The organism is Kitasatospora sp. NPDC048715 (assembly GCF_043198905.1).
Lineage (GTDB): Bacteria > Actinomycetota > Actinomycetes > Streptomycetales > Streptomycetaceae > Kitasatospora > Kitasatospora lactacystinica.
Window position 1 is genome coordinate 117,246 of the sequence record NZ_JBICVH010000008.1, and the last position, 24,326, is coordinate 141,571.

At 76.9% G+C, this 24,326-nt stretch carries 1 protein-coding gene; it reads right to left on the reverse strand.

Annotated elements, in window-relative coordinates; translation table 11 throughout:
* Nucleotides 1–54: 54 nt before the first annotated feature.
* Nucleotides 55–24,324 carry a type I polyketide synthase gene (locus ACGFSC_RS17120; RefSeq protein ID WP_359903822.1) on the reverse strand — a complete coding sequence of 8,090 codons (24,270 nt, stop codon included), beginning with the start codon at nucleotides 24,322–24,324 and terminating at the stop codon, nucleotides 55–57.
* Nucleotides 24,325–24,326 lie beyond the last annotated feature (2 nt).

A 24,326-nucleotide genomic window follows, 5' to 3' on the forward strand; every position in this document is an offset into this window, starting at 1 on the left:
GACTCGGTGGCACCGCGTTCCGGCACGTCCGCGGGCCCTCCGGGGCTGGGCCGCTCAGTCCAGGTCGCTGTTGCCCAGCTCCTCCCGGACCAGGTTGAGCAGTTCCTCGTCGTCCGCGGCGTCGAGGAGGTCCGCGATGGTGTCCTCCTCCGCCTGGGCACCGGCGGACCAGCGGGCCAGGAAGGCCTGGAGGCGCACGGTGACCCTGGAACGGGAGAGCTCGTCCAGCGGGTTGACGGTCATCGCCGCCTCCAGCCCGTCGAGCATCCCGAGCAGCGGCTCGACGTCCGCGACCGACTCGGCGCCGCCCGGGAGCGCGCCGTGCAGGTGGCCTGCCAGCGCGACCGGGGTCGGGTGGTCGAAGACGATCGTCGCCGGGAGCGCGACACCGCACTCCCGCGCCAGCCGGTTGCGGAACTCGACGGCCGTGAGCGAGTCGAAGCCGAGGTCGCGGAACGGCCTGGTCTCGTCGATCTGTTCGGCCGCGGAGTAGCGGAGCACCTCGACCAGCACGTCCCGGACCAGCTCCAGCAGGACGGCCGTCCGCTCCTTGGCGTCCAGCCCGGCCAGCCGGGCGCGCAGCGCCCCGCCGTCCGCCCCGCCGTCCGCCGCCGGAGCCCCGGCCGAAGCCGCGTCCCCGGCCGGGGACCGGCCGTCGGCCGCCTCGGGCAGGTCGCCCAGCAGCGGGCTCGGCCGGCCCGAGGTGAAGGCGGGCGCGAACCGGGTCCAGTCCACGTCGGCGACGGTCAGCGCGCCCGCGCCGCCGTCCACGGCCGCCGCCAGGGCGGTGAGCGCGAACTGCGGGTCGAGCGGCGTCAGTCCGCGGCGGCGCAGGTACTCCTCCGCGCCGTCGGCCGCCATCCCGGCGCCCGCCCACGGGCCCCACGCGACCGACGTCCCGACGAGACCGCGGTCCCGCCGGTTCCGGGCCAGGGCGTCCAGGTAGGCGTTGCCCGCCGCGTAGAGGGCCTGCCCGCCGCTGCCCCAGGTGGCGGCGATGGAGGAGAAGACCAGGAACAGCTCCAGGTCCGCCTCCGCGGTGAGCTCGTCCAGGTGGGCGGCGCCGTCGACCTTGCCTCCGGTGATCCTCGCGATGTCCTCGACGCCGGTCTGCGCCAGCATCGCCGACTGGGCGACACCGGCCGCGTGCACGACACCGATCAGCGGACGGTCGGCCGGGACCGCGGCCAGCGTCGCCGCCAGCGCCTCCCGGTCGGCGGCGTCGCACGCGGCCACCGTCACCCGGGCGCCGGCCGCCGTCAGTTCGGCGGTCAGCTCCGCGGCGCCCGGGGTCCGGGAGCCGCGGCGGCCGGTGAGGACCAGGTCGGTGACGCCCCGGCCGACCAGCCAGCGGGCGACGACCGCGCCCAGCGCGCCGGTACCGCCGGTGACCAGCACCGTGCCGGGCCGCGACGGCCGCCAGGGCTCCGCCGGGGCCGCACCCGCGTCGGTGCGGACCAGACGGCGGGCGAGCACCCGCTCACCGCGCAGGGCGAGCTGGTCCTCCCCGGTCGCCCCGTCGAGCACCGCCGCGAGCGCCGCGAGGGTGCCGGCGTCCGGCTCGGCGGGCAGGTCGACCAGCCCGCCCCAGCTCCGCGGGTGCTCCAGCGCCGCGGCCTGGCCGAAGCCCCACAGCTGCGCCTGCTCGGGGCGGGTGACCCGGTCCGCCGTGTCCACGGCCACCGCGCCCCGGGTGACCATCCACAGCGGCGCCTCCAGCTCCGCGTCGCCGAGGGCGTGCAGCAGCACGAGGCCGCGGTCCAGCCCGGTGGGCAGGTAGGCGATCCCGCGGGCCTTCTCGGCCAGCGCGCGCAGCCGCTCCGCCAGTTGCTCCCGGTCGAGGTCGCCGACGGCGAGTCGGACCGGGGCGGTGTCGGCGGGCAGTCGCGTGAGCAGGGTGTCCGCGAACGCGCCGTCGTCCTCGGTGTCGGTGACCAGCAGCCAGCCGCCGTCGAGCCGCGCCGGCGGGACCTCGACCGGCTTCCAGTCGATCCGGTAGAGGCAGTCGTCCAGGACCGCGGCGGCACCGTCGGCCCGGCCGGCCGCCGCGAGCGGCAACCGCGGCCAGTACCGGTCCCGCTGGAAGGCGTACGTCGGCAGGTCCACCCGGCGGCCCTCCGGCAGCACGGCCGACCAGTCGACCTCGGCGCCCGCCGTCCAGAGCCGGGCGAGCGCCTCCAGGGCGGTGTCCCGCTCCTCGCGGCCCTTGCGCAGCAGCGGAGCGAAGGTGCCCGCCGCGACCGACTGCTGTGCCAGCCCGCAGAGCACGCCGTCGGGGCCGAGCTCCAGGTACCGGGTGACGCCCTGCTCCGCCAGCCGGGTGACGCCCTCGGCGAAGCGGACGGCCTCGCGGACCTGGCGGACCCAGTAGTCCGGTGTGGAGAGCAGCCCGGGTTCGGCGAGCGTCCCGGTCAGGTTGGAGACGACCGGGATGCTCGGCTCGGCGAAGGTCAACCCGGCCAGCACCGAAGCGAATTCGGCGAGCATCGGCTCCATCAGGGCCGAATGGAAGGCGTGCGAGACGGTCAGCCGGCGGATCCGGCGGCCCTCGGCCTTCCACCGGGCGGCGAACTCCTCCACCGCCTCGACCGAACCGGAGACCACCACCGAGGTGGGCCCGTTGACGGCCGCGACGTCCAGCCGCTCGCCGATCGCCTCGCGGACCTCGGCCTCGGTGGCCTCGACCGCCAGCATCGCCCCGCCCTCGGGCAGCGCCTGCATCAGCCGGCCGCGCGCCGCCACCAGGGCGCACGCGTCGGCCAGCGGGAACACCCCGGCGACGTGGGCGGCGGCGATCTCGCCGATCGAGTGCCCGAGCAGGAAGTCGGGCGTCACGCCCCAGGATTCGAGCAGGCGGAAGGACGCCACCTCGACCGCGAACAGCCCGGCCTGCGCCCACACCGTCCGGTCCAGATCCTCCGCCCCGTCGAACACCACGTCCTTCACCGGCCGGTCCAGCAGCAGGTCCAGTTCCCCGCAGACCGCGTCGAAGGCGTCCGCGAAGGCGGGGAAGGCCTCGTACAGCTCCCGGCCCATCCCGACCCGCTGCGCGCCCTGACCAGTGAACAGGAACGCCGTCCGCCCCTCGGCCACGACGCCCGACACCAAAGTGCCGGACGGTCGACCCGCGGCCAGGGCCGCCAGCGGGGCGTCCCGGTCGGCGCCGAGCACCACGGCGCGGTGTTCCAGCCCGGCGCGGGAGAGCAGCGACCGGGCCACGTCCTGCGGCCGCAGCTCGGCCCGCCGCGCCGCGAAGGAGCGCAGCCGCCCGGCCTGGGCGGCGAGCGCCGCGGCCGAGCGCCCGGACAGCAGCCAGGGCAGCGCGCCCGACTCGACGGCGGAAACAGCCTCCACCGCGTCCGGCTCGACAACGGCCGTGGCCTCCACCCCGTCCGGCTCGACGGCGGCCGTGGCCTCCACCCCGTCCGGCTCGACGGCGGCCTCCAGGATGACGTGGGCGTTGGTGCCGCTGATCCCGAAGGAGGACACACCGGCGCGGGCCGGCCGGTCCACGGCGGGCCACGCCCGGCGCTCCGTCACCAGCTCCACCGCGCCGGCCGACCAGTCCACCTGCGGGGTCGGCTCGCCGACGTGCAGGGTCGGCGGCACGATGCCGTGCCGCAGGGCCAGCACCATCTTGATCACCCCGGCGACGCCGGCGGCGGCCTGGGTGTGCCCGAGGTTGGACTTCACCGAGCCCAGCAGCAGGGGCTCCGCGGTGCGCTCCCGGCCGTAGGTGGCCAGCAGCGCCTGGGCCTCGATCGGGTCGCCGAGGCGGGTGCCGGTGCCGTGCGCCTCGACCACGTCCACGTCGGCGGCCGACAGCCCGGCGTCCGCCAGCGCCTGGCGGATCACCCGCTCCTGCGAGGGCCCGTTCGGCGCGGTGAGCCCGTTGGACGCACCGTCCTGGTTGACGGCGCTCCCCCGGACCACCGCGAGCACCCGGTGGCCGTTGCGCCGCGCGTCGGACAGCCGCTCCAGCACCAGCACGCCCACGCCCTCGCCCCAGCCCGTACCGTCCGCCTCCGCCGAGAAGGCCTTGCAGCGGCCGTCCGCCGCGAGGCCGCCCTGGCGGTCGAACTCCGCGAACACCACCGGGGTCGACATCACCGAGACGCCGCCCGCGAAGGCCAGTTCGCACTCGCCGCGGCGCAGCGCCTGGGCCGCGAGGTGCAGGGCGACCAGCGAGGAGGAACAGGCGGTGTCCACGGTCATCGCCGGGCCCTCCAGCCCGAACGCGTAGGAGATCCGGCCGGAGAGCACGGAGGCGGCGTTGCCGGTGGCCACGTGGCCGTCCACGTCCTCCTCCGAGGCGGCGAGCACCAGCGGGTAGTCCTGGCCGTTGGTGCCCGCGAAGACACCGACCGGCCGGCCGCGCATCGCCCTCGGGTCCACTCCGGCGGACTCGAAGGCCTCCCAGGAGGCCTCCAGCAGCAGGCGCTGCTGCGGGTCCATCGCCAGCGCCTCGCGCGGCGAGATCCCGAACAGGCCCGCGTCGAACTCGGCCACGCCCTCCAGGAATCCGCCCCGGGCGGCCGCGTCCACGCCCGTCCAGCCGGCCTCCCAGCCGCGGTCGGACGGGATGCCGGTCATCGCGTCGACGCCGTCGGACAGCAGCTCCCAGAGCGCGTCCGGGGAGCCGGCGCCGCCAGGGAAGCGGCAGGCCATGCCGACGATCACGATCGGCTCGTCCTCGGCCCGGGTGCGGTCCGCGACCTCGGCGACATCGGCGGCCACGGCCGGCTCGGCCGCGCCGAACAGCTGCTCGCCGAGGTGGCGCGCCAGCGCGGCCGGGGTCGGACGGTCGAAGACCAGGGTGGCCGGCAGCGCCAGCCCCGTCCGGGCGCTCGCCAGGTTCCGGAACTCCACCGCCGTCACCGAGTCGAATCCGAGGTCGCGGAACGCCTGCTCGGCGCCGACCGCGTCCGGCGAGCCGTGGCCGAGCACCGCCGCGGTCCAGGACCGCACGGCGTCCAGCAGCAGCCCGGAGCGCCTGCTCCCGGGTGCCGCCGCCAGCTCGGCCCGGAACTCCTCGGCCGGTCCGGCGCCGCGGGTGCCGGCCGTGGCCGAGGCGGCCTCCGGCAGGTCGGCCAGCAGGGCGCTGGGCCGCAGCCCGCCCGCACCGGCCGCGAACAGCGACCAGTCGACGTCGGCGACCACCAGGGCGGCCCCGTCGTGACCGATCGCCCGGGCGAGCGCCGTGACGGCGAGCGCCGGGTCCATCGGCGGCAGGCCGCCGCGCCGCAGCCGCTGCACCAGGGCCGGGTCGGCCGCCATGCCCTCGTTCGCCCACGGGCCCCACGCGACCGAGACGCCCGGCAGGCCGCGCTCGCGCCGCCCCTCCATCCAGGCGTCCACGAAGGCGTTGGCGGCGGCGTAGTTGCCCTGGCCGGCGCTGCCGACGGCGCCCGCCAGCGAGGAGAAGGCGACGAAGAACTCCGGCTCGTGGCTTCGCGTCAGCTCGTCCAGGACGACCAGGCCGGCCGCCTTCGCGGCCAGCACCGTCCTCAGGCGCTCCGGCGTGAGCGCGTCCAGCGCCCCGTCGTCCAGCACGCCGGCGGCGTGCACCACGCCGATCAGCGGGCGGTCCGCCGGCACCGCGGCGAGCACCGCGGCCAGTGCGGTCCGGTCGGTCACGTCGCAGGCGGCGACCACGGCCTCGGTGCCGCGCGCCGCGAGCTCCGCGACCAGGTCCGCCGTGCCCGGCGCGGCCGCCCCGCGACGGCCGGTCAGCACCACCCGGGCCACGCCGTGGTCGGCGAGCCAGCGGGCGACCTCGGCGCCCAGCGCGCCGGTCCCGCCGGTGACCAGGACGGTCCCCCCGGCGGTCGGCGACCAGGACGGCGCGCCCGCGCCGGCCGTCGCCCGGACCAGTCGGCGGCCGTACGTGCCGGAGCCGCGCACGGCCACCTGGTCCTCGCCGCCACCGGCCAGCACGGCGGCCAGCCGGGTGCCGGCCCGGGCGTCCGGCGTGGACGGCAGGTCGATCAGACCGCCCCAGCGGTCCGGGGACTCCAGCGCCGCGACCCGGCCGAGGCCCCACACCTGCGCCTGTCCGGCGTCGGCGGCCCGGTCCGAGCGGCCGACGGAGACCGCGTGCTCGGTCAGCGCCCAGAACGGGGCGGTGACGCCCGCGTCGCCGAGCGCCTGGAACAGGGCCAGGGTCAGTTCCAGGCCCGGCGAGACCGCCGAGTCCGGGTCCGGTTCCCCGGCGAGCGCGGCCAGCGACACCACACCGGCGAACGTGCCCGGGCCCGCCTCGGCGAGCTGCGCGGCCAGGGCCGCCCGGCCGGTGCCGACGGGCTCGAAGCGGACCACCTCGGCGCCCGCCGAGCGGATCGCCGCCGCCACGCCCTCGGTCAGCGGGTGCTCGGCGGCCGCCCGCGGGACGGCCAGCAGCCACCGGCCGGTCAGTGCCGGGGCGCCGTCCTGGGTGCCGAGCGGCCGCCACATCACCCGGTAGCGCCAGGAGTCCACCACCGAGTCGACCTTGCGCCGCTGCCGCCACGAGGAGAGCACCGGCAGGGCCGCGCCGAGCAGCTCGGCGGGGTCCGGAGTGTCCAGGAGGTCGGCCAGATCGCCGAAGTCCTCGCGCTCCACCGCGTCCCAGAACCTGGCCTCCACCACGTCGCCGACGGGCTCGGTGGCACCGGCCTGCGGCCAGAACCGCTGCCGCTGGAAGGCGTACGTCGGCAGCTCCACCCGTCGGCCCTCGGGCAGCACCGCGGACCAGTCGGCCTCGGCGCCGTCCGCCCACAGCCGGGCCAAGGCCCGCAGGGCGGTCCGGGAGTCCTCCCGGCCGCGGCGCAGCAGCGGCGCGAACACGCCGTCCGCCGCGCTCTGCTGCGCCAGCCCGCTCAGCACGCCGTCGGGGCCGAGCTCCGCGAAGCGGGTCACGCCCTCGCGCTGCAGGGTCTCGACGCCGTCGGCGAAGCGGACGGCCTCGCGGACCTGGCGCACCCAGTAGTCGGGGGTGGTGAGCAGCCCGGGCCCGGCGATCCCGCCGGTCAGGTTGGAGACGACCGGGATCCGCGGCTCGGCGAAGGTCAACTCCGCGAGTACGGAGGCGAATTCGCCGAGCATCGGCTCCATCAGGGCCGAGTGGAAGGCGTGCGAGACGGTCAGCCGACGGGTCTTGCGGCCCTCGGCCGACCAGCGCGCGGCGTACTCCTCGATCGTTTCGACGGGGCCGGACACCACGAGGGAGGTCGGCCCGTTGACGGCCGCGACGTCCAGCCGGTCGCCGATCGTCTCGCGGACCTCGGCCTCGGTGGCCTGCACCGCCAGCATCGCCCCGCCCTCGGGCAGCGCGTCCATCAGTCGGCCGCGCGCCGCCACCAGGGCGCACGCGTCCGCCAGCGGGAACACCCCGGCGACGTGGGCGGCGGCGATCTCGCCGATCGAGTGCCCGAGCAGGAAGTCGGGCGTCACGCCCCAGGATTCGAGCAACCGGAAGGACGCCACCTCGACCGCGAACAGCCCGGCCTGCGCCCACACCGTCCGGTCGATGCCGATGCCCTCGAACACCGCGTCGGTGAGCGGCCGGTCGAGCCGGAGGTCCAGCTCCGCGCGGACCGCGTCGAAGGCCTCCGCGAACACCGGGAAGGCCTCGTACAGCCCCCGCCCCATCGCGGCGTACTGCGAGCCCTGGCCGGTGAACAGGAAGGCGGTCCGACGGTCGGCGACCGCGCCGCGGACCACCGCCGCGTCGGGTGCGTCGTCCGCCAACGCGGCCAGTCCGCGCAGGAGTTCGGCGTGGTCCGCGCCGACGATCACGGCCCGGTGGTCGAGCGCCGCCCGGGTGCCGGCCAGCGACCAGGCGACGTCCCGGACGTCCGCGCCGGGCTCGGCGAACGCCCGCAGGCGCCGCGCCTGGTCCCGCAGGCCCTCGGCGGTCTTCGCCGAGACGGCCCAGACGGGCAGCACCGGTGCCGCCTTCGGCTCCTCCACCGGGGCCGACGGCACACTCTCCAGGATGACGTGGGCGTTGGTGCCGCTGATGCCGAAGGAGGACACCGCCGAGCGGCGCGGCCGGTCCAGCTCGGGCCAGGGACGCGCCTCGGTGAGCAGTTCCACCGCGCCGGCCGACCAGTCGACCTTCGGGCTGGGCCGCTGCGCGTGCAGGGTGGCCGGGAGCAGGCCGTGGCGCATCGCCTGCACCATCTTGATCACACCCGCCACACCGGCTGCCGCCTGGGTGTGGCCGATGTTGGACTTGATCGAGCCCAGCCAGAGCGGCTCGCCGTCGCGGTCCCGGCCGTAGGTGGCCAGCAGCGCCTGCGCCTCGATCGGGTCGCCCAGCACGGTGCCCGTGCCGTGCGCCTCGACGGCGTCCACCTCGGCGGCCGACAGCCCGGCACTCGCCAGCGCCTGCCGGATCACCCGCTGCTGAGCCGGACCGTTCGGCGCGGTCAGACCGTTGGAGGCACCGTCCTGGTTGACCGCGCTGCCCCGCAGCGCGGCCAGGACCCGGTGCCCGTGGCGGCGGGCGGTGGAGAGGCGCTCGACCACCAGGACGCCGACACCCTCGCCCCAGCCCGTACCGTCCGCCTCCGCGGCGAAGGACCTGCAGCGGCCGTCCGAGGACAGCCCGCCCTGGCGGTCGAACTCGGCGAAGGCGGCCGGGGACACCATCACCGTCACACCGCCGACCAGCGCCGTCTCGCAGTCGCCCTCGCGCAGCGCCTGCGCCGCCCAGTGCAGGGCCACCAGCGAGGAGGAGCAGGCCGTGTCCACGGTGACGGCCGGGCCCTCCAGCCCGAAGACGTACGACACCCGGCCGGAGATCACACTGTTCGCCGAGCCGGCCAGGACGTGGCTCCTCGCCTCCTCCAGGCCGCCGACCGCGTTGTAGCCGGAGTTGGAGGCGCCGACGAAGACGCCGATCTGCTCGCCGCGCACCGAGCGCGGGTCGATCCCGGCGTCCTCGAAGGCCTCCCAGGAGGCCTCCAGCAGGATCCGCTGCTGCGGGTCCATCGCCAGCGCCTCGCGCGGCGAGATCCCGAACAGGGCCGCGTCGAACTCCGTCACACCTTCCACGAAGCCGCCGCGCGCCGCCTCGGCCGCGATGCCCTCGACCGACCAGGCGCGGTCCGCCGGGAAGCCGGTGACGCCGTCCGCCCCGGCGGCCACCAGGTCCCACAGCCCGGCGGCCGACCGCACGCCGCCCGGGTAGCGGGCGCTCATGCCGACGATCACCACCGGGTCGTCCGAGACGGCCACCGCCGCACCGGTCTCCTCCGCGGCCGCCACCGTCACCGGTACCGACTCCAGCAGTTCCCCGGCCAGATGGGCCGCCAGCACCGCCGGCGTCGGGTAGTCGAAGGCCAGCGTCGCCGGAAGGGCGAGCCCGGTCTCCTTCACCAGCAGGTTCCGCAGGGCCACCGCCGTCAGCGAGTCGAAGCCGAGGTCGCGGAACGCCTGACCGGCGTCCACCGCCTCCACCGACGTGTGACCCAGCGCCGCCGCCGCGGACGACCGGACCAGGTCCAGCAGCATCCGCTCCCGGCGCCCGGCCGCGGCCGCCGCCAAGGCGTCCAGGAAGGCCGAGGCCCCCTCGACCGCCGCCACCGGCGCCGACCCGCTGCCGGCCTCCGGCAGCTCCGCCAGCAGCCGGCTGGTGCGCACGGCGGTGAAGGCCGGCGCGAACCGCTGCCAGTCCACGTCCGCGACGGTCACACAGCCCTCGTCCCCGTCCACCGCGCGGGCCAGCGCCAGCACCGCGAGCCGCGGGTCCATCACCGCCAGACCACGGCGGCGCAGCTGCTCGGCGGCCTCGCCCCGGGCGGCCATGCCCTCACCCGCCCACGGGCCCCAGGCCACCGACGTGCCCCGCAGCCCGCGCGCCCGGCGCCGCAGCACCAGCGCGTCCAGGTGGGCGTTGGCCGCGGCGTAGACGCCCTGACCACCACTGCCCCAGGTCGCCGCGACCGAGGAGAAGGCCACGAACAGATCGAGGTCCAGACCGGCGGTCAGCTCGTCGAGCAGTTCGGCGCCGACGGCCTTGCCGTCGAGCACCCGGGCGATCTCCGCCTCGTCGGTGTCCGCCAGCGGTGCGGCGCCCTGGCCCACCCCGGCGGCGTGCACCACGCCGGTCGGCCTGTGCTCGGCGAGCAGCGCGGCCAGTGACTCCCGGTCGGTGGTCGCGCAGGCGGCCACCACGACCTCGGCGCCCGCCTCGGTCAGCTCGGCGGCCAACGCGGCTGCGCCCGGCGCGTCCGCGCCCCGGCGGCTGGTCAGCACCAGCTTCGGCACCCCCCGGCCGACCAGCCAGCGGGCCGTCTCCGCGCCCAGCGCGCCGGTGCCGCCGGTGATCAGGACCGGACCGGACGGCGTCCACGGCGCGGCGGGCGCGGCACCGGAGGCGGCGCGCGCCAGGCGGCAGCCGTAGGCCCCGGCGCCGCGGACGGCCACCTGGTCCTCGCCGGTGCCGCCGCCGAGGACGGCGACGGCACGCTCGGCCGACTGCGGGTCGAGGACGGCCGGGAGGTCGATCAGACCGCCCCAGCGCTGCGGGTGTTCGAGCGCCGCGACCCGTCCCAGGCCCCAGAGCTGGGCCTGGACGGGATCCCGCAGCGGGTCGGAGCGGCCGATCGACACGGCACCGCTGGTGACCAGCCAGAGCGGGGCGTCGACGCCCGCCCCGCCCAGCGCCCGCAGCAGCGCGACCGCACCGGACACCGGGGCGTCCGAAGGCAGCAGCGCCACGACGCCGGCGATTCCGGCCACCCCGGCCGGGACGGCGTCGACGCCGAACGGGAGCACCTCGGCGCCGGCCTCCCCCAGGGCGGCGGCCAGCGCGGCCCCGGGCCCGGAGCCCTCCGGCGCGGCCAGCAGCCACGTCCCGGAGAGGCCGGTCCCGACGAGCCCGGCGAGCGGCTTCCAGGTCGCCCGGTAGCGCCAGGAGTCGATCACCGCGTCCTGACGGCGCGATCGCCGCCAGGCGGTGAGCACCGGCAGGACGGAGTCCAGGCCCTCGGGCGTCCGGTCGGCGTCCAGGGTGGAGGCGAGGCCCGCCAGGTCCTCGTTCTCGACCGCCGCCCAGAACCGGGCCTCCGCCGGGTCGGCCGCGACGCTCGTCGGCTCGGCCGCCTCCGGCCAGTAGCGCTCGCGCTGGAAGGCGTAGGTCGGCAGCGGCACGCGCCGGGAGGCGGGCAGCAGCGCGGACCAGTCGATCGCGGCGCCCGCCGTCCAGAGCGCGGCCAGCGCGGTCAGGACGGTCTCGCGGCCGTCCCGGTCCTTGCGCAGCAGCGGCACGCCGACCACGTCCGGGGCGCTCTGCGCGGCGAGCGCGGTCAGCACACCGTCCGGACCCAGCTCGACGAGACGGGTCACGCCCTCGCGGTGCAGGGCCTCGACGCCGTCGGCGAAGCGGACGGCCTCGCGGACCTGCCGCACCCAGTAGTCGGGGGTGGTGAGCAGCCCCGGCTCGGCGATCCCGCCGGTCAGGTTCGACACGATCGGGACCTGCGGCTCGGCGAAGGTCAACTCCGCGAGGACGGAGGCGAATTCGGCGAGCATCGGCTCCATCAGGGCCGAGTGGAAGGCGTGCGAGACGGTCAGACGGCGAAGCTTGCGGCCGTCGGCCTTCCAGCGCGCGGCGTACTCCTCGATCGTTTCGACCGGTCCGGAAACCACCACGGAGGTCGGGCCGTTGACGGCCGCGACATCCAGCCGGTCGCCGATCGCGTCGCGGACCTCGGCCTCGGCGGCCTGGACGGCGAGCATCGCGCCGCCCTCGGGCAGCGCGTCCATCAGCCGGCCGCGCGCCGCCACCAGGGCGCACGCGTCCGCCAGCGAGAACACCCCGGCGACGTGGGCGGCCGCCACCTCACCGATCGAGTGGCCGAGCAGCACGTCCGGGACCACGCCCCAGGACTCCAGCAGCCGGAACGAGGCCACCTCGACCGCGAACAGCCCGGCCTGCGCCCACACCGTACGGTCCAGGTCCTCGACGCCCTCGAGGACGATCTCCCGCACCGACCGCCCGAGCTTCCCGTCCAGCTCCGCACAGACCGCGTCGAAGGCCGACGCGAACACCGGGAAGGCCTCGTGCAGCTCCCGGCCCATGCCGACCCGCTGCGCCCCCTGACCGGTGAACAGGAACGCCGTCCGCCCCTCCGTCGCGATCCCGGTGACGACCCCGCCCGAGGGGCAGCCGTCCGCCAGCGCGGCCAGGCCGTCCAGCAGCGCCGCCCGGTCGTCGCCGAGCACCACCGCACGGTGGGCCAGCCCGGTCCGCCCGGTGGCCAGCGACCACGCCACGTCCTGCGGACGGGCCCCGGACTCCAGCGCCTCGGGCTCCAACTCCCCTGCCAGGCGGGCCGCCTGGGCCTTCAGGGCCCCGGCGCTCTGCGCCGACACCACCCACGGCGTCGGCCCCGTCGCGCCTCCGACCGGCGCCATCTCCTCGGCCGGCGCCTGCTCCAGCACCACATGCGCGTTGGTGCCGCTGATCCCGAAGGACGACACACCCGCCCGGCGCGGACGGTCCGCCGCCGGCCACGGCCGGGCCTCGGTCAGCAGTTCGACCGCGCCCTCCGACCAGTCCACCTCGGAGGTCCGCTGCTCGGCGTGCAGGGTGGCCGGGAGCGTCCCGTGCCGCAGCGCCTGCACCATCTTGATGACGCCCGCCACACCGGCCGCCGCCTGGGTGTGCCCGATGTTCGACTTGATCGAGCCCAGCCAGAGCGGCTCGTCGCCGCGGCCCTGGCCGTAGGTGGCCAGCAGCGCCTGCGCCTCGATCGGGTCCCCGAGCCGGGTCCCCGTCCCGTGCGCCTCCACCGCGTCCACCTCGGCCGCCTCCAGGCGGGCGTCGGCCAGTGCCTGCCGGATCACCCGCTCCTGCGCGGGCCCGTTCGGCGCGGTGAGGCCGTTGGACGCACCGTCCTGGTTGACCGCGCTGCCCCGCACCACCGCGAGCACCTGGTGCCCGTTGCGACGGGCGTCCGACAGTCGCTCGACCAGCAGCAGGCCGACCCCTTCGGACATCCCGGTGCCGTCGGCGTCGGCCGAGAAGGCCTTGCAGCGACCGTCCGAGGCCAGGCCGCCCTGCCGGTCGAACTCCGTGATCACGCCGGGCGTGGCGAGGGTGGTCACGCCACCGGCCAGCGCCAGGTCGCACTCGCCGCCGCGCAGCGCCCGCACCGCGAGGTGCAGCGCCACCAGCGAGGAGGAGCAGGCGGTGTCGACCGTCATGGCCGGGCCCTCCAGCCCGAACACGTAGGCCAGTCGGCCGGAGGCGATGCTGGTCGCGCTGCCGGTCATCAGGTGGCCGAGCGCGCTGTCCGGGATCTGCATGCCGAGGCCGTAGTGGGACGCCGCCGCGCCGACGAAGACGCCGGTGGAGCGGTTGCCGAGGTCGGCGGCCACGATGCCGGCGTCCTCGAAGGCCTCCCAGGCGGTCTCCAGCAGCAGGCGCTGCTGGGGGTCCATCGCCAGCGCCTCGCGCGGCGAGATCCCGAACAGGCCGGCGTCGAACTCGGTGGCGCCGTCCACGAATCCGCCCCGGGCGGCCTGTCCGTGCACCACGTCGAGGGGCCAGCCGCGGTCGGCCGGGAAGGCGGCGGTGCCGTCCTCGCCGGCGGCCACCAGCCGCCACAGGTCGGCCGGGGAGGCGACGCCGCCGGGCAGCCGGCAGGCCATGCCGACGATCGCGATCGGCTCGCCGGGGTCGGCCGTCGGCGCCGGCGCGGCGACGGCGGGGGCCGGTGCGCTCTCGCCCAGCAGCCTGGTGGCCAGGTGGTCGGCGAGCGCGGTCGGGTTCGGGTGGTCGAACACCGTGGTGGCGGGCAGCCGCAGGCCGGTCGCGGCGTTGAGCCGGTTGCGCAGTTCGACCGCGGTCAGCGAGTCGAAGCCGAGGTCGCGGAAGGCCTGCCGGGCGCCGATCGCCTCGGCGTCCGCGTAGCCGAGCACGGTGCCGGCGTTGCCGCGGACCAGGTCGAGCAGGATCTGCCGGCGCCGGCTCGCGGAGGCGTTGCGCAGCTGTCCGGCCAGGGTGCTGGTGTCGCCGGCCTCGCGCTCGGCGGCGCGGCGCACCGCGGGCCGGATCAGGCCGCGCAGCAGGGCCGGGACCTCGCCGCCGCCGGTGCGGTCCAGGGCGACCGGCACCAGGTGCGGGGCGGGCAGGGCGGTGGCCGCGTCGAAGAGGGCGAGGCCCTGTCCGCTGTCCAGGGCGGTGCCGAGCTTGTCGGTCCGCGCGTCGGCGCCCGGGTTCAGGTGCCGGGTCATCTCGCTGGCCTCCTGCCACAGGCCCCAGGCCAGTGACTGGGCGGGCAGCCCGCGGGCGCGCCGGTGGGAGGCGAGGGCGTCCAGGAAGGCGTTGGCCGCCGCGTAGTTGGCCTGGCCGCCGGTGCCGAAGGTGGCGGAGGCGGAGGAGTACAGCACGAACAGGGCGAGGTCGCGGTCGGCGGTCAGCTCGTGCAGGTTGACGGCGGCGTCGACCTTGGGCCGCAGGACGGCCTCGACCCGCTCGGGGGTCATCGCGTCGAACACGCCGTCGTCCAGGGTGCCGGCCGCGTGGATGACGCCGGTGAGCGGGTGCTCGGCGGGGATCGCGGCGAGCACCGCGGCCAGCGCCTCGCGGTCGGCGGCGTCGCAGGCCGCGAGGGTCGTGTCGGCGCCCAGGTCCCGCAGCTCGTCGGCGAGTTCGGCCGCGCCCGGGCCGTCGGCGCCGCGCCGGCTGAGCAGCAGCAGGTGCCGCACGCCGCGCTCGGCGACCAGGTGGCGGGCCAGCAGCCCGCCCAGGGTGCCGGTGCCGCCGGTGATCAGGACGGTGCCCTCGGGGTCGAGCAGCGCCGGGACGGTGACCACGTTCTTGCCGACGTGCTTGGCCTGGCTGATGTGCCGGAACACCGCGGGCGCCTCGCGGACGTCCCACGCGGTGATCGGCAGCAGCCGCAGCGCACCGGACTCGAACAGGCCGATGATCTCCGCCGTGATCTCCCGGACCCGCTCCGGGCCCGCCTCCGCGGGGTTGAACGCCCGGTAGCGCACGCCGTGGTCGGTGGCGACCTGCTCGGCGTCGCGCGGGTCGGCCTTGCCCATGTCGGCGAAGCGCCCGCCCTCGGCGAGCAGCCGCAGTGAGGCGTCCGTGAACTCGCCGGCCAGCGAGTTCAGCACCACGTCCACGCCGCGTCCGCCGGTGGCGGTACGGAAGGACTCCTCGAAGGCGAGGTCGCGGGAGGAGGCGATGTGGGCGTCGTCCAGACCGGCCGCGCGCAGCGCGTCCCACTTGCCGGGGTTGGCGGTGCCGTACACCTCCAGGCCCAGGTGCCGGGCGAGTTGGACGGCGGCCATGCCGACGCCACCGGCCGCCGCGTGCACCAGGACGGACTCGCCGGGCCGGGCGGCGGCCACGTCGACCAGCCCGTAGTACGCGGTCAGGAAGGCGACGGGCACCGAGGCGGCCTCGGTGAAGGTCCAGCCGGCCGGGATCCGGGCCAGCAGCCGCCGGTCGGTGACCGCCCGGTCGGCGAGGCCGCCGCCGTCGAAGTGGCCGAACACCCGGTCGCCGACGGCCAGATCGGTGACCTCGGCGCCGACCTCGGTCACCACACCGGCGGCCTCGGCGCCCATCACGGCCCGGTCGGGGTACATGCCGAGCGCGAGCAGCACGTCGCGGAAGTTCACACCGGCCGCGCGGACGGCGATCCGCACCTGGTCGGCGCCCAGCGGGGCGTCGGCCTCGGCGGCGGGCACCAGGGCGAGGGCCTCCAGGGTGCCCTCCTCGGTGACGTCCAGGCGCCAGGCGCCGGGCCCGTCGGGGGCGGTGAGGCCGTGGGCGGCGCTCTGCCGGACGAGCCGGGGGGCGCGGGCCCCGCCCTCGCGCAGGGCGAGCTGCGGTTCGTCCTGGACGGTGGCCCAGGCCTGCCAGTCGCCGTCCTGGCCGGCCGGGTCGCGGTCCAGCAGCAGCACGCGGCCGGGGTGCTCCGACTGGGCGGAGCGCAGCAGGCCCCACACGGCCGCGCCGGCCAGGTCGGTCACCGGCTGCCCGGGGGCGGCCGGGACGGCGCCGCGGGTGACGACCACCAGCCGGGTGTCGGCGAAGCGGTCGGCGGCGAGGAACTCCTGGACGGTGCGCAGGACTTCGGTGGTGGTCCGGCGGACGGCCAGGGCCGTTCCGTCGTCGGATGCGGCGGGCGGCAGGGTCAGCACGACCACCGGGGGCGTCGCGCCGTCCTCGACAGCGCCGATCCCCCGCCAGTGCGAGGTGTCGGGCCGGGCCGGGGCCGGCTGCGCCAGCGGGGTCCAGTCGACGGTGAACAGGGCGTCGTGGACGGCGCGTTCGCCGGCCCGCCGCAGCGTCGCGGCGGCGACCTCGCGCAGGGTCAGCGAGGCGATGTCGATCACCGGCGCGCCGGTGGGGTCGGCGGCGTGCAGGGCGGCGCCGTCCGCGCGGACGGTCAGCGCGACCCGGAGCACGGTGGCCCCGGTGGCCCGGAGGTGGACGCCGTCGAAGGAGAACGGCAGCCGGGTGCCGGCGGCGGGGTCGGCGGCGAGGCCGATGGCGTGCAGGGCGGCGTCCAGCAGTGCGGGGTGCATGCCGAAGCCCTCGGCCTGGACGTCCTGGGGCAGGGCGACCTCGGCGTAGACGGTGCTGCCGTCGCGCCAGGCGGCGCGCAGGCCCTGGAAGGCGGGGCCGTAGCCGTAGCCGGCCTCGGTGAGCGCCTGGTAGAAGCCCTCGACCTCGACCGGCCGGGCCCCGACGGGCGGCCAGACCGCGAGGTCGGGGCCGTCCTGCGGGGCGGTGGCGGCCGGGGCGAGGACGCCGGTGGCGTGGCGGACCAGCTCGGTGCCGGCGGCGTCCGGGCGGGAGAACACCTCGAAGGTCCGGCAGCCGGTGTCGTCGGCGGTGCCCACGCTCACCTGGACCGCGACGCCGCCCTGGGCGGGCAGCACCAGCGGCGCCTGGAGCACCAGTTCGGACAGCAGGGCGCAGTCGGCCCGCTCACCGGCGGCCAGCGCCATCTCCACGAAGGCGGTGCCCGGCACCAGCACGTCGCCGTGCACCGCGTGGTCGGCCAGCCAGTCCTGGCCGGCCGCGCTCAGCCGTCCGGTCAGGACCAGGGCTCCGCCGGGCAGCGGGACGGCGGCGCCCAGCAGGGCGTGCTCGGTGACGACCTGGCCGACCGTGCTCAGGTCGCCGGCGGCGACCACGGCCCGCGGCCAGTACCGCTCACGCTGGAAGGCGTAGCTGGGCAGCTCGACCCGGCGGCCCGCGGGCACGACCGGGGTGAAGTCGACGGACGCCCCGGCGGTCCAGGCCTCGGCCAGGGCCGTCAGCAGCTGCTCGGGGCCGCCCCGGTCGCGCCGCAGCGTGCCCAGCGCGGCCGCGTCGGCGCCGGCGGCGTCGGCGCTCTCCTGCACGCCGACGGTCAGCACCGGGTGGGGGCTGCACTCGACGAACACCGAGCGGCCGTCGGCCAGCAGGGCGCGGGTGGCCTGCTCGAACAGGACGGTGGAGCGCAGGTTGTCGTACCAGTACCCGGCGTCCATCCGCGCGGTGTCGATCGGCTCACCGGTCAGCGTCGAGTAGAGCGGCACCGTGGAGGTGGTCGGGCTGATCCCGGCCAGCTCCGTCAGGACCCGTTCACGCACCCGCTCCACCTGGGCGGAGTGCGAGGCGTAGTCCACCGGGATCCGGCGGGCCCGCACCTCCCGCTCCTCGCAGAGCGCCATCAGCGCGTCCAGCGCGCCCGGCTCGCCCGAGACCACCGTCGACGACGGCCCGTTGAACGCGGCCACCGAGATCCGGCCGTCGAAGCCGGCGATCAGCCCCTCGGCGGTCTCCTGGCCGACCGCCAGCGACACCATGCCGCCGTCACCGGCCAGTTCGATCAGCGCCCGGCTGCGCAGCGCGACCACCCGGGCGCCGTCCTCGACGGACAGCGCACCCGCCACCACGGCCGCGGCGATCTCGCCCTGCGAGTGGCCGATCACGGCCGAGGGCTCCACACCGTGCGCCCGCCACACCTCGGCCAGCGACACCATCACGGCCCACAGCACCGGCTGGACCACGTCCACCCGGGACAACAGCTCCTCGTCGTCCAGGGCCTCGGTGAGCGACCAGTCGGTGTACGGCGCCAGCGCCGCCTCGCACTCGGCCAACCGGGCCGCGAACACCGGTGCGGCGGCGGCCAGTTCACGCCCCATGCCGAGCCACTGCGAACCCTGGCCCGGGAAGACGAACACCACGTCGCCGGGAACCGCCCGGCCCTTCACGACGCCCTCGCCGTCGAGGGTGCCCAGGCCGTCCAGCAGGGCGGCCCGGTCGGCGCCCAGCACCACGGCGCGGTGCTCCAGGGCGGCCCGGGACAGCAGCGAGCGGGCCACCTCCGGCCCCGCGAGCTCGGGGCGCCCGGCCGCGAACTCCCTCAGCCGCTCGGCCTGTTCGGTGAGCGCGGCCGGGGTGCGGCCCGACAGCAGCCAGGGCTGGGGGCCCTCGGCGGCCTCGGGCTCCACGGTCCCGACGACCGGCACGGACTCCAGGATGACGTGGGCGTTGGTGCCGCTGATCCCGAAGGAGGACACCGCCGCCCGGCGCGGCCGGTCGAGCTCCGGCCACGGCCGGGCCTCGGTGAGCAGCTCCACCGCCCCGGCCGACCAGTCCACGTGCGGGGACGGCGCGTCCACGTGCAGGGTCGCGGGCAGCAGGCCGTTGCGCAGCGCCTGCACCATCTTGATCACGCCCGCCACACCGGCGGCGGCCTGGGCGTGGCCGATGTTGGTCTTCACCGAGCCGAGCCAGAGCGGCTCACCGGCGCGCTCCTGGCCGTAGGTCGCGAGCAGTGCCTGCGCCTCGATCGGGTCGCCGAGCCGGGTGCCGGTGCCGTGCGCCTCGACGGCGTCCACCTCGGCGGCGGTCAGTCCGGCGTTGGCCAGGGCCTGCCGGATCACCCGCTGCTGGGCGGGGCCGTTGGGCGCGGCGAGGCCGTTGGAGGCGCCGTCCTGGTTGATGGCGCTGCCGCGGATCACCGCGAGCACCTGGTGGCCGTTGCGGCGCGCCTCGGACAGCCGCTCCAGCACCAGGATGCCGACGCCCTCGGCCCAGGAGGTGCCGTCGGCGGCGGCCGCGAAGGCCTTGCACCGGCCGTCGGCCGCCAGGCCGTTCTGCTTGTCGAACTCGGCGAACACCCCCGGGGAGACCATCACGGCGACACCGCCGGCGAGCGCCAGCTCGCACTCGCCGCGGCGCAGCGACTGGGCGGCCAGGTGCAGGGCGACCAGCGAGGAGGAGCAGGCCGTGTCCACGGTGACCGCGGGGCCCTCCAGGCCGAAGGTGTACGCGATCCGGCCGGACAGCACGCTGCTGACGGTGCCGGTGAGCAGGTGGCCCTCGACGTTGGCGGGCATCTCCATGCCGAGGCCGTAGCCGGAGGCGGAGGCGCCGATCACCACGCCGGTGGACGAGTGGCCGAGCGAGTACGGGTCGATGCCGGCGTTCTCGAACGCCTCCCAGGCCGTCTCCAGCACCAGGCGCTGCTGCGGGTCCATCGCGAGGGCCTCGCGCGGCGAGATGCCGAACATGCCGGCGTCGAAGTCGGTGGCGTCCTCGACGAAGCCGCCGCGCCGGACGTAGCCGCCGCCCTCGGGCCAGCCGCGGTCGGTGGGGAATCCGGTGACACCGTCCCGGCCCTCGGTGACCATCGCCCACAGCTGCTCGGCCGAGCGGACCCCGCCCGGGTAACGGCAGCTCATGCCGACGATCGCGATCGGCTCGTCGTCCGCCGCGGCCGCCACCGGGAGCGTCGGCCGGGCCTCGTCGGGGGTGCCGAACAGCTCGCCGAGCAGGTACTCGGTCAGCGCGGCCGGCGTCGGGTGGTCGAAGACCAGCGTCGCCGCCAGCTTCAGGCCGGTCTCCGCGCCGAGCCGGTTGCGCAGCTCCACGGCGGTCAGCGAGTCGAAGCCCAGGTCGCGGAAGGCGCGTCGCGGCGCCACCGCCTCGGTCGACGGGCGTCCCAGCACCAGCGCGGTGCGGTCCCGGACCACCTCCAGCAGCAGCCGGGACCGCTCCCCCTCGGGCGCGGCGGCGAGCGAGTCCCGCAACTCCGAGGCGGGGGCGGACGATCCGGTGTCCCCGGCCGCGTCGTCCCGGTCGGCCAGGCCGCTCAGCAGCGGGCTGGGCCGGCCGGAGACGAAGGCGGGCCCGAACCGCTCCCAGTCGACGTCCGCGACGGCCACGCAGCCCTCGTCCCGGTCGACGACCCCGGCCAGCGCCCGGATCGCCGCCGTACGGTCCAGCGCGGACAGGCCGCGGCGGCGCAGGTAGTCCTCGAAGCCGGCGTCCGCGGCCATGCCGGCCTCGGCCCACGGGCCCCAGGCGACCGAGGTCCCGGCCAGGCCGCGGGCCCGCCGGGCCTCCACCAGCGCGTCCAGGAAGGCGTTCCCGGCCGCGTAGGCGCCCTGGCCGCCGCTGCCCCAGGTGGCGGCGATGGAGGAGAAGACCACGAACAGGTCGACGTCCCCGGCCAGTTCGTCCAGGAGCGCGGCCCCGGCGGCCTTGCCGCCGATCACCTCGGCGACGGCCTCGGCGTCGGTCTCCATCAACGGGCCCGGCGCGCCGACCCCGGCGGTGTGCACCACGCCGCTCAGCGGGTGCTCGGCCGGGATCCCGGCCAGCAGCCCGGACAGCGCCTCCCGGTCGGTCACGTCGCAGGCGGCGACGGTCACCCGGGTGCCCAGCGCGGTCAGTTCGGCCACCAGCTCGTCCGCTCCCGGCGCGGCCGGGCCGCGGCGGCTGGTCAGCAGCAGGTGCGGCACGCCCCGCCCGGCCAGCCAGCGCGCCACGTCCCCGCCGAGGGCGCCCGTGCCGCCGGTGATCAGGACGGTGCCGTCGGTGCTCCACTCCGCCGCGGGGGCCCCGGGCAGCGGTGCCCGGACCACCCGACGGCCGAGCACCCGCGCCCCGCGCAGGGCCAGCTGGTCCTCCCCGCCCGCACCCGCGAGCAGCGCCGCCAGCCGGCGGCCCTCCTCGGCGGTGACGGTCTCCGGCAGGTCGACCAACCCGCCCCAGCGGCCGGGGTGTTCGAGCGCCGCGACCCGGCCGAGGCCCCACAGCAGGGACTGCTCGGGGGACGGCGACCGGTCCTCGTCCCCGGTCGACACCGCGCCCCGGGTCAGGCACCAGAGCGGAGCCTGCGAGCCCGCGTCCCCGAGTGCCTGGACCAGCAGCAGCAGGGCGCCGAGGTCGGCGGGCACCGGAAGGCCCGCGGCGGCCGAACCGGCCACGAACACCACGCCGGCGAAGTCCTCGGCGGCCAGCCGCCCGGCGAGGGCGGGCCGGTCCCCGGTCAGCGGCAGCCGGGTGACCCGCGCACCGGCGGCCAGCAGCGCGGCGGCCACGTCCTCGGCGGCCGCGGACTCGTCCGCGGTGGCGAGCAGCCAGGTGCCGTTCGGCCCGGCGGCGTCCGGCAGCGGCAGCGACTGCCACTCCACCCGGTAGCGCCAGGAGTCGACCACCGCCTCCTGGCGGCGCGAGCGCCGCCACGCGGAGAGCGCCGGGACGACGCCGTCCAGCACCTCCGGGGTGTCCGACAGCCGCAGGGTGGCGGCCAGTTCCGGGACGTCGGCGCGCTCCACGGCCGCCCAGAAGCGGGCGTCCTCGGCCGAGCCGGGCGCGTCGAGCGGGACGTCGGGCCAGTAGCGCTCGCGCTGGAAGGCGTACGTCGGCAGGTCGAGGCGGCGCCTGGCCGACAGCACGGACCGCCAGTCGAGTTCGGCGCCGGTCGTCCACAGGGTGGCGAGCGCGGTCAGCGCGGTCTCGGACTCCGCGCGGTCACGGCGCATCAGCGGGGCGACCACGCCCTCGGCGAGCTGCTGCCCGACCAGACCCGACAGCACGGCGTCCGGGCCCAGCTCCACGAACCGGGTCACGCCCTCACGGTGCAGGGCGTCGACGCCGTCGGCGAAGCGGACGGCCTCCCGGACCTGCCGGACCCAGTAGTCGGGGGTGGTGAGCAGGCCGGGTTCGGCGATCCCGCCGGTCATGTTGGAGACGATCGGAACGCTCGGCTCGGCGAAGGTCAACTCCGCCAACACGGAAGCGAATTCGGTGATCATCGGCTCCATCAGGGCCGAGTGGAAGGCGTGCGAGACCGTCAGCCGGCGGATCTTGCGACCCTCGGCCGACCAACGCGCGGCGAACTCCTCGACCACCCCGGTCGGACCGGAAACCACCACGGAGGTCGGGCCGTTGACGGCCGCCACGTCCAGGCGGTCACCGATCTCCGCCCGCACCTCCGCCTCGGTGGCCTGCACCGCCAGCATCGCCCCGCCGCTCGGCAACGCGTCCATCAGCCGACCGCGCGCCGCCACCAGGGCGCACGCGTCCGCCAGCGAGAACACGCCCGCCACATGGGCGGCCGCCACCTCACCGATCGAGTGGCCGAGCAGGAAATCCGGGACCACTCCCCAGGATTCGAGCAACCGGAAGGACGCCACCTCGACGGCGAACAGCCCGGCCTGCGCCCACACCGTCCGGTCCAGATCCTCGACGCCGTCGAGGACGACCTCCCGCACCGACCGACCGAGCCTCGCGTCCAGCTCCGCACAGACCGCGTCGAAGGCCGTCGCGAAGGCGGGGAAAGCCTCGTAGAGGTCCCGGCCCATGCCGACCCGCTGCGCGCCCTGCCCGGTGAACAGGAACGCCGTCCGCCCCTCCACCGCGACACCCGCGACCACGCCGCCCGTCGGACGCCCGTCCGCCAGCGCGCCGAGGCCGTCCAGCAGCCCCTCACGGCCACCGGTGCCCAGCACCACCGCGCGGTGGGCCAGCGCGGCCCGGGTCGTCGCCAGGGACCACGCCGCGTCGCCCGCGTCCACGTCCGGCCCGAACCGCTCGGCCAGCCGCGCCGCCTGGCCCCGCAGCGCCTGCGCGCTCTGCGCCGACACCGGCCACGCCACCGGGCGGACGCCCTGCCCGGGCGCCTCCGGCTCCGTCCGCGGCTCGGCCTCGGCCACGGCCGGGCTCTCCTCGATGAGCACATGGGCGTTGGTACCGCTGACGCCGAACGCGGAGACGCCGATCCGCCGGGTCCGCTCCGCCTGCGGCCAGGGCCGGGCCTCGGTCAGCAGCTCGACGCCGCTGCCCGTCCACTCGACGTGCGGGGTGGGCGCGTCCACGTGCAGGGTGGCCGGGAGCACGCCGTTGCGCAGCGCCAGCACGCTCTTGATCACGCCGACCGCGCCGGCCGCGGCCTGGGTGTGGCCGACATTGGACTTCAGCGAGCCGAGCAGCAGCGGCCGGTCGGCCGCGCGGCCCCGGCCGTAGACGGCCTGCAGCGCCTCGGCCTCGATCGGGTCGCCGAGGCGGGTGCCGGTGCCGTGCGCCTCCACGGCGTCCACGTCGGCCGCCTCCAGCCGGGCGTTGGCCAGCGCCTGCCGGATCACCCGCTCCTGCGAGGGACCGTTCGGCGCCGTCAGACCGTTGGACGCACCGTCCTGGTTGACCGCGCTGCCCCGGACCACCGCCAGCACCTCGTGCCCGTTGCGGCGGGCGTCGGAGAGCCGTTCCAGCAGCAGGACGCCGACGCCCTCGGACCAGCCGGTGCCGTCCGCCGCCGCCGCGAAGGACTTGCAGCGGCCGTCGGCGGCCAGGCCGCCCTGCTTGCCGAACTCGGCGAAGGCGGCCGGGGTGCTGATCACCGCGACGCCGCCGACCAGCGCCAGGCCGCACTCTCCCTGGCGCAGCGACTGGACCGCCAGGTGCAGCGCCACCAGCGCGGAGGAGCACGCGGTGTCCACGGTGACCGCCGGGCCCTCCAGCCCGAAGACGTACGAGAGCCGGCCGGAGAGCACCCCGCTCGCGGTGCCGGTCAGGTGGTATCCCGCGGTGTTCTCCGGGAGCCGGCCGGCTCCGTCGTAGCCGGACGGGGAGGCGCCGACGAAGACGCCGGTCGCCGTGCCGGCCACCGACTGGGGATCGATGCCCGCCCGTTCGAAGGTCTCCCAGGCGACCTCCAGCAGCAGCCGCTGCTGCGGGTCCATCGCCAGCGCCTCGCGCGGGTTGATGCCGAACAGCTCGGCGTCGAACCCGGTCGCGTCGCCGAGGAAGCCGCCCCGGCGGGCGTAATCACGACTGCCGGGGAAGGACTCCTCCCAGCCGCGGTCGGTCGGGAACCCGCCGATCGCGTCGGTGCCGTCCGCGACCAGCCGCCACAGGTCCTCCGGGCCGGTGACGCCGCCCGGCAGCCGGCAGCCCAGCGCGACGATCGCGATCGGCTCGCGGGCGGCCGCCTGGATCTCCCGGTTCTGCCTGCGCAGGCGCTCGACCTCCTTGAGGGAGGCCCGAAGTGCTTCGACCGCCTTGTCACCGCGGGTGTTCATCG

Excerpts from the sequence above, each read along its gene's own strand:
- ACGFSC_RS17120 (WP_359903822.1), bottom strand. The coding sequence starts at position 24,324 with ATGAACACCCGCGGTGACAAGGCGGTCGAAGCACTTCGGGCCTCCCTC.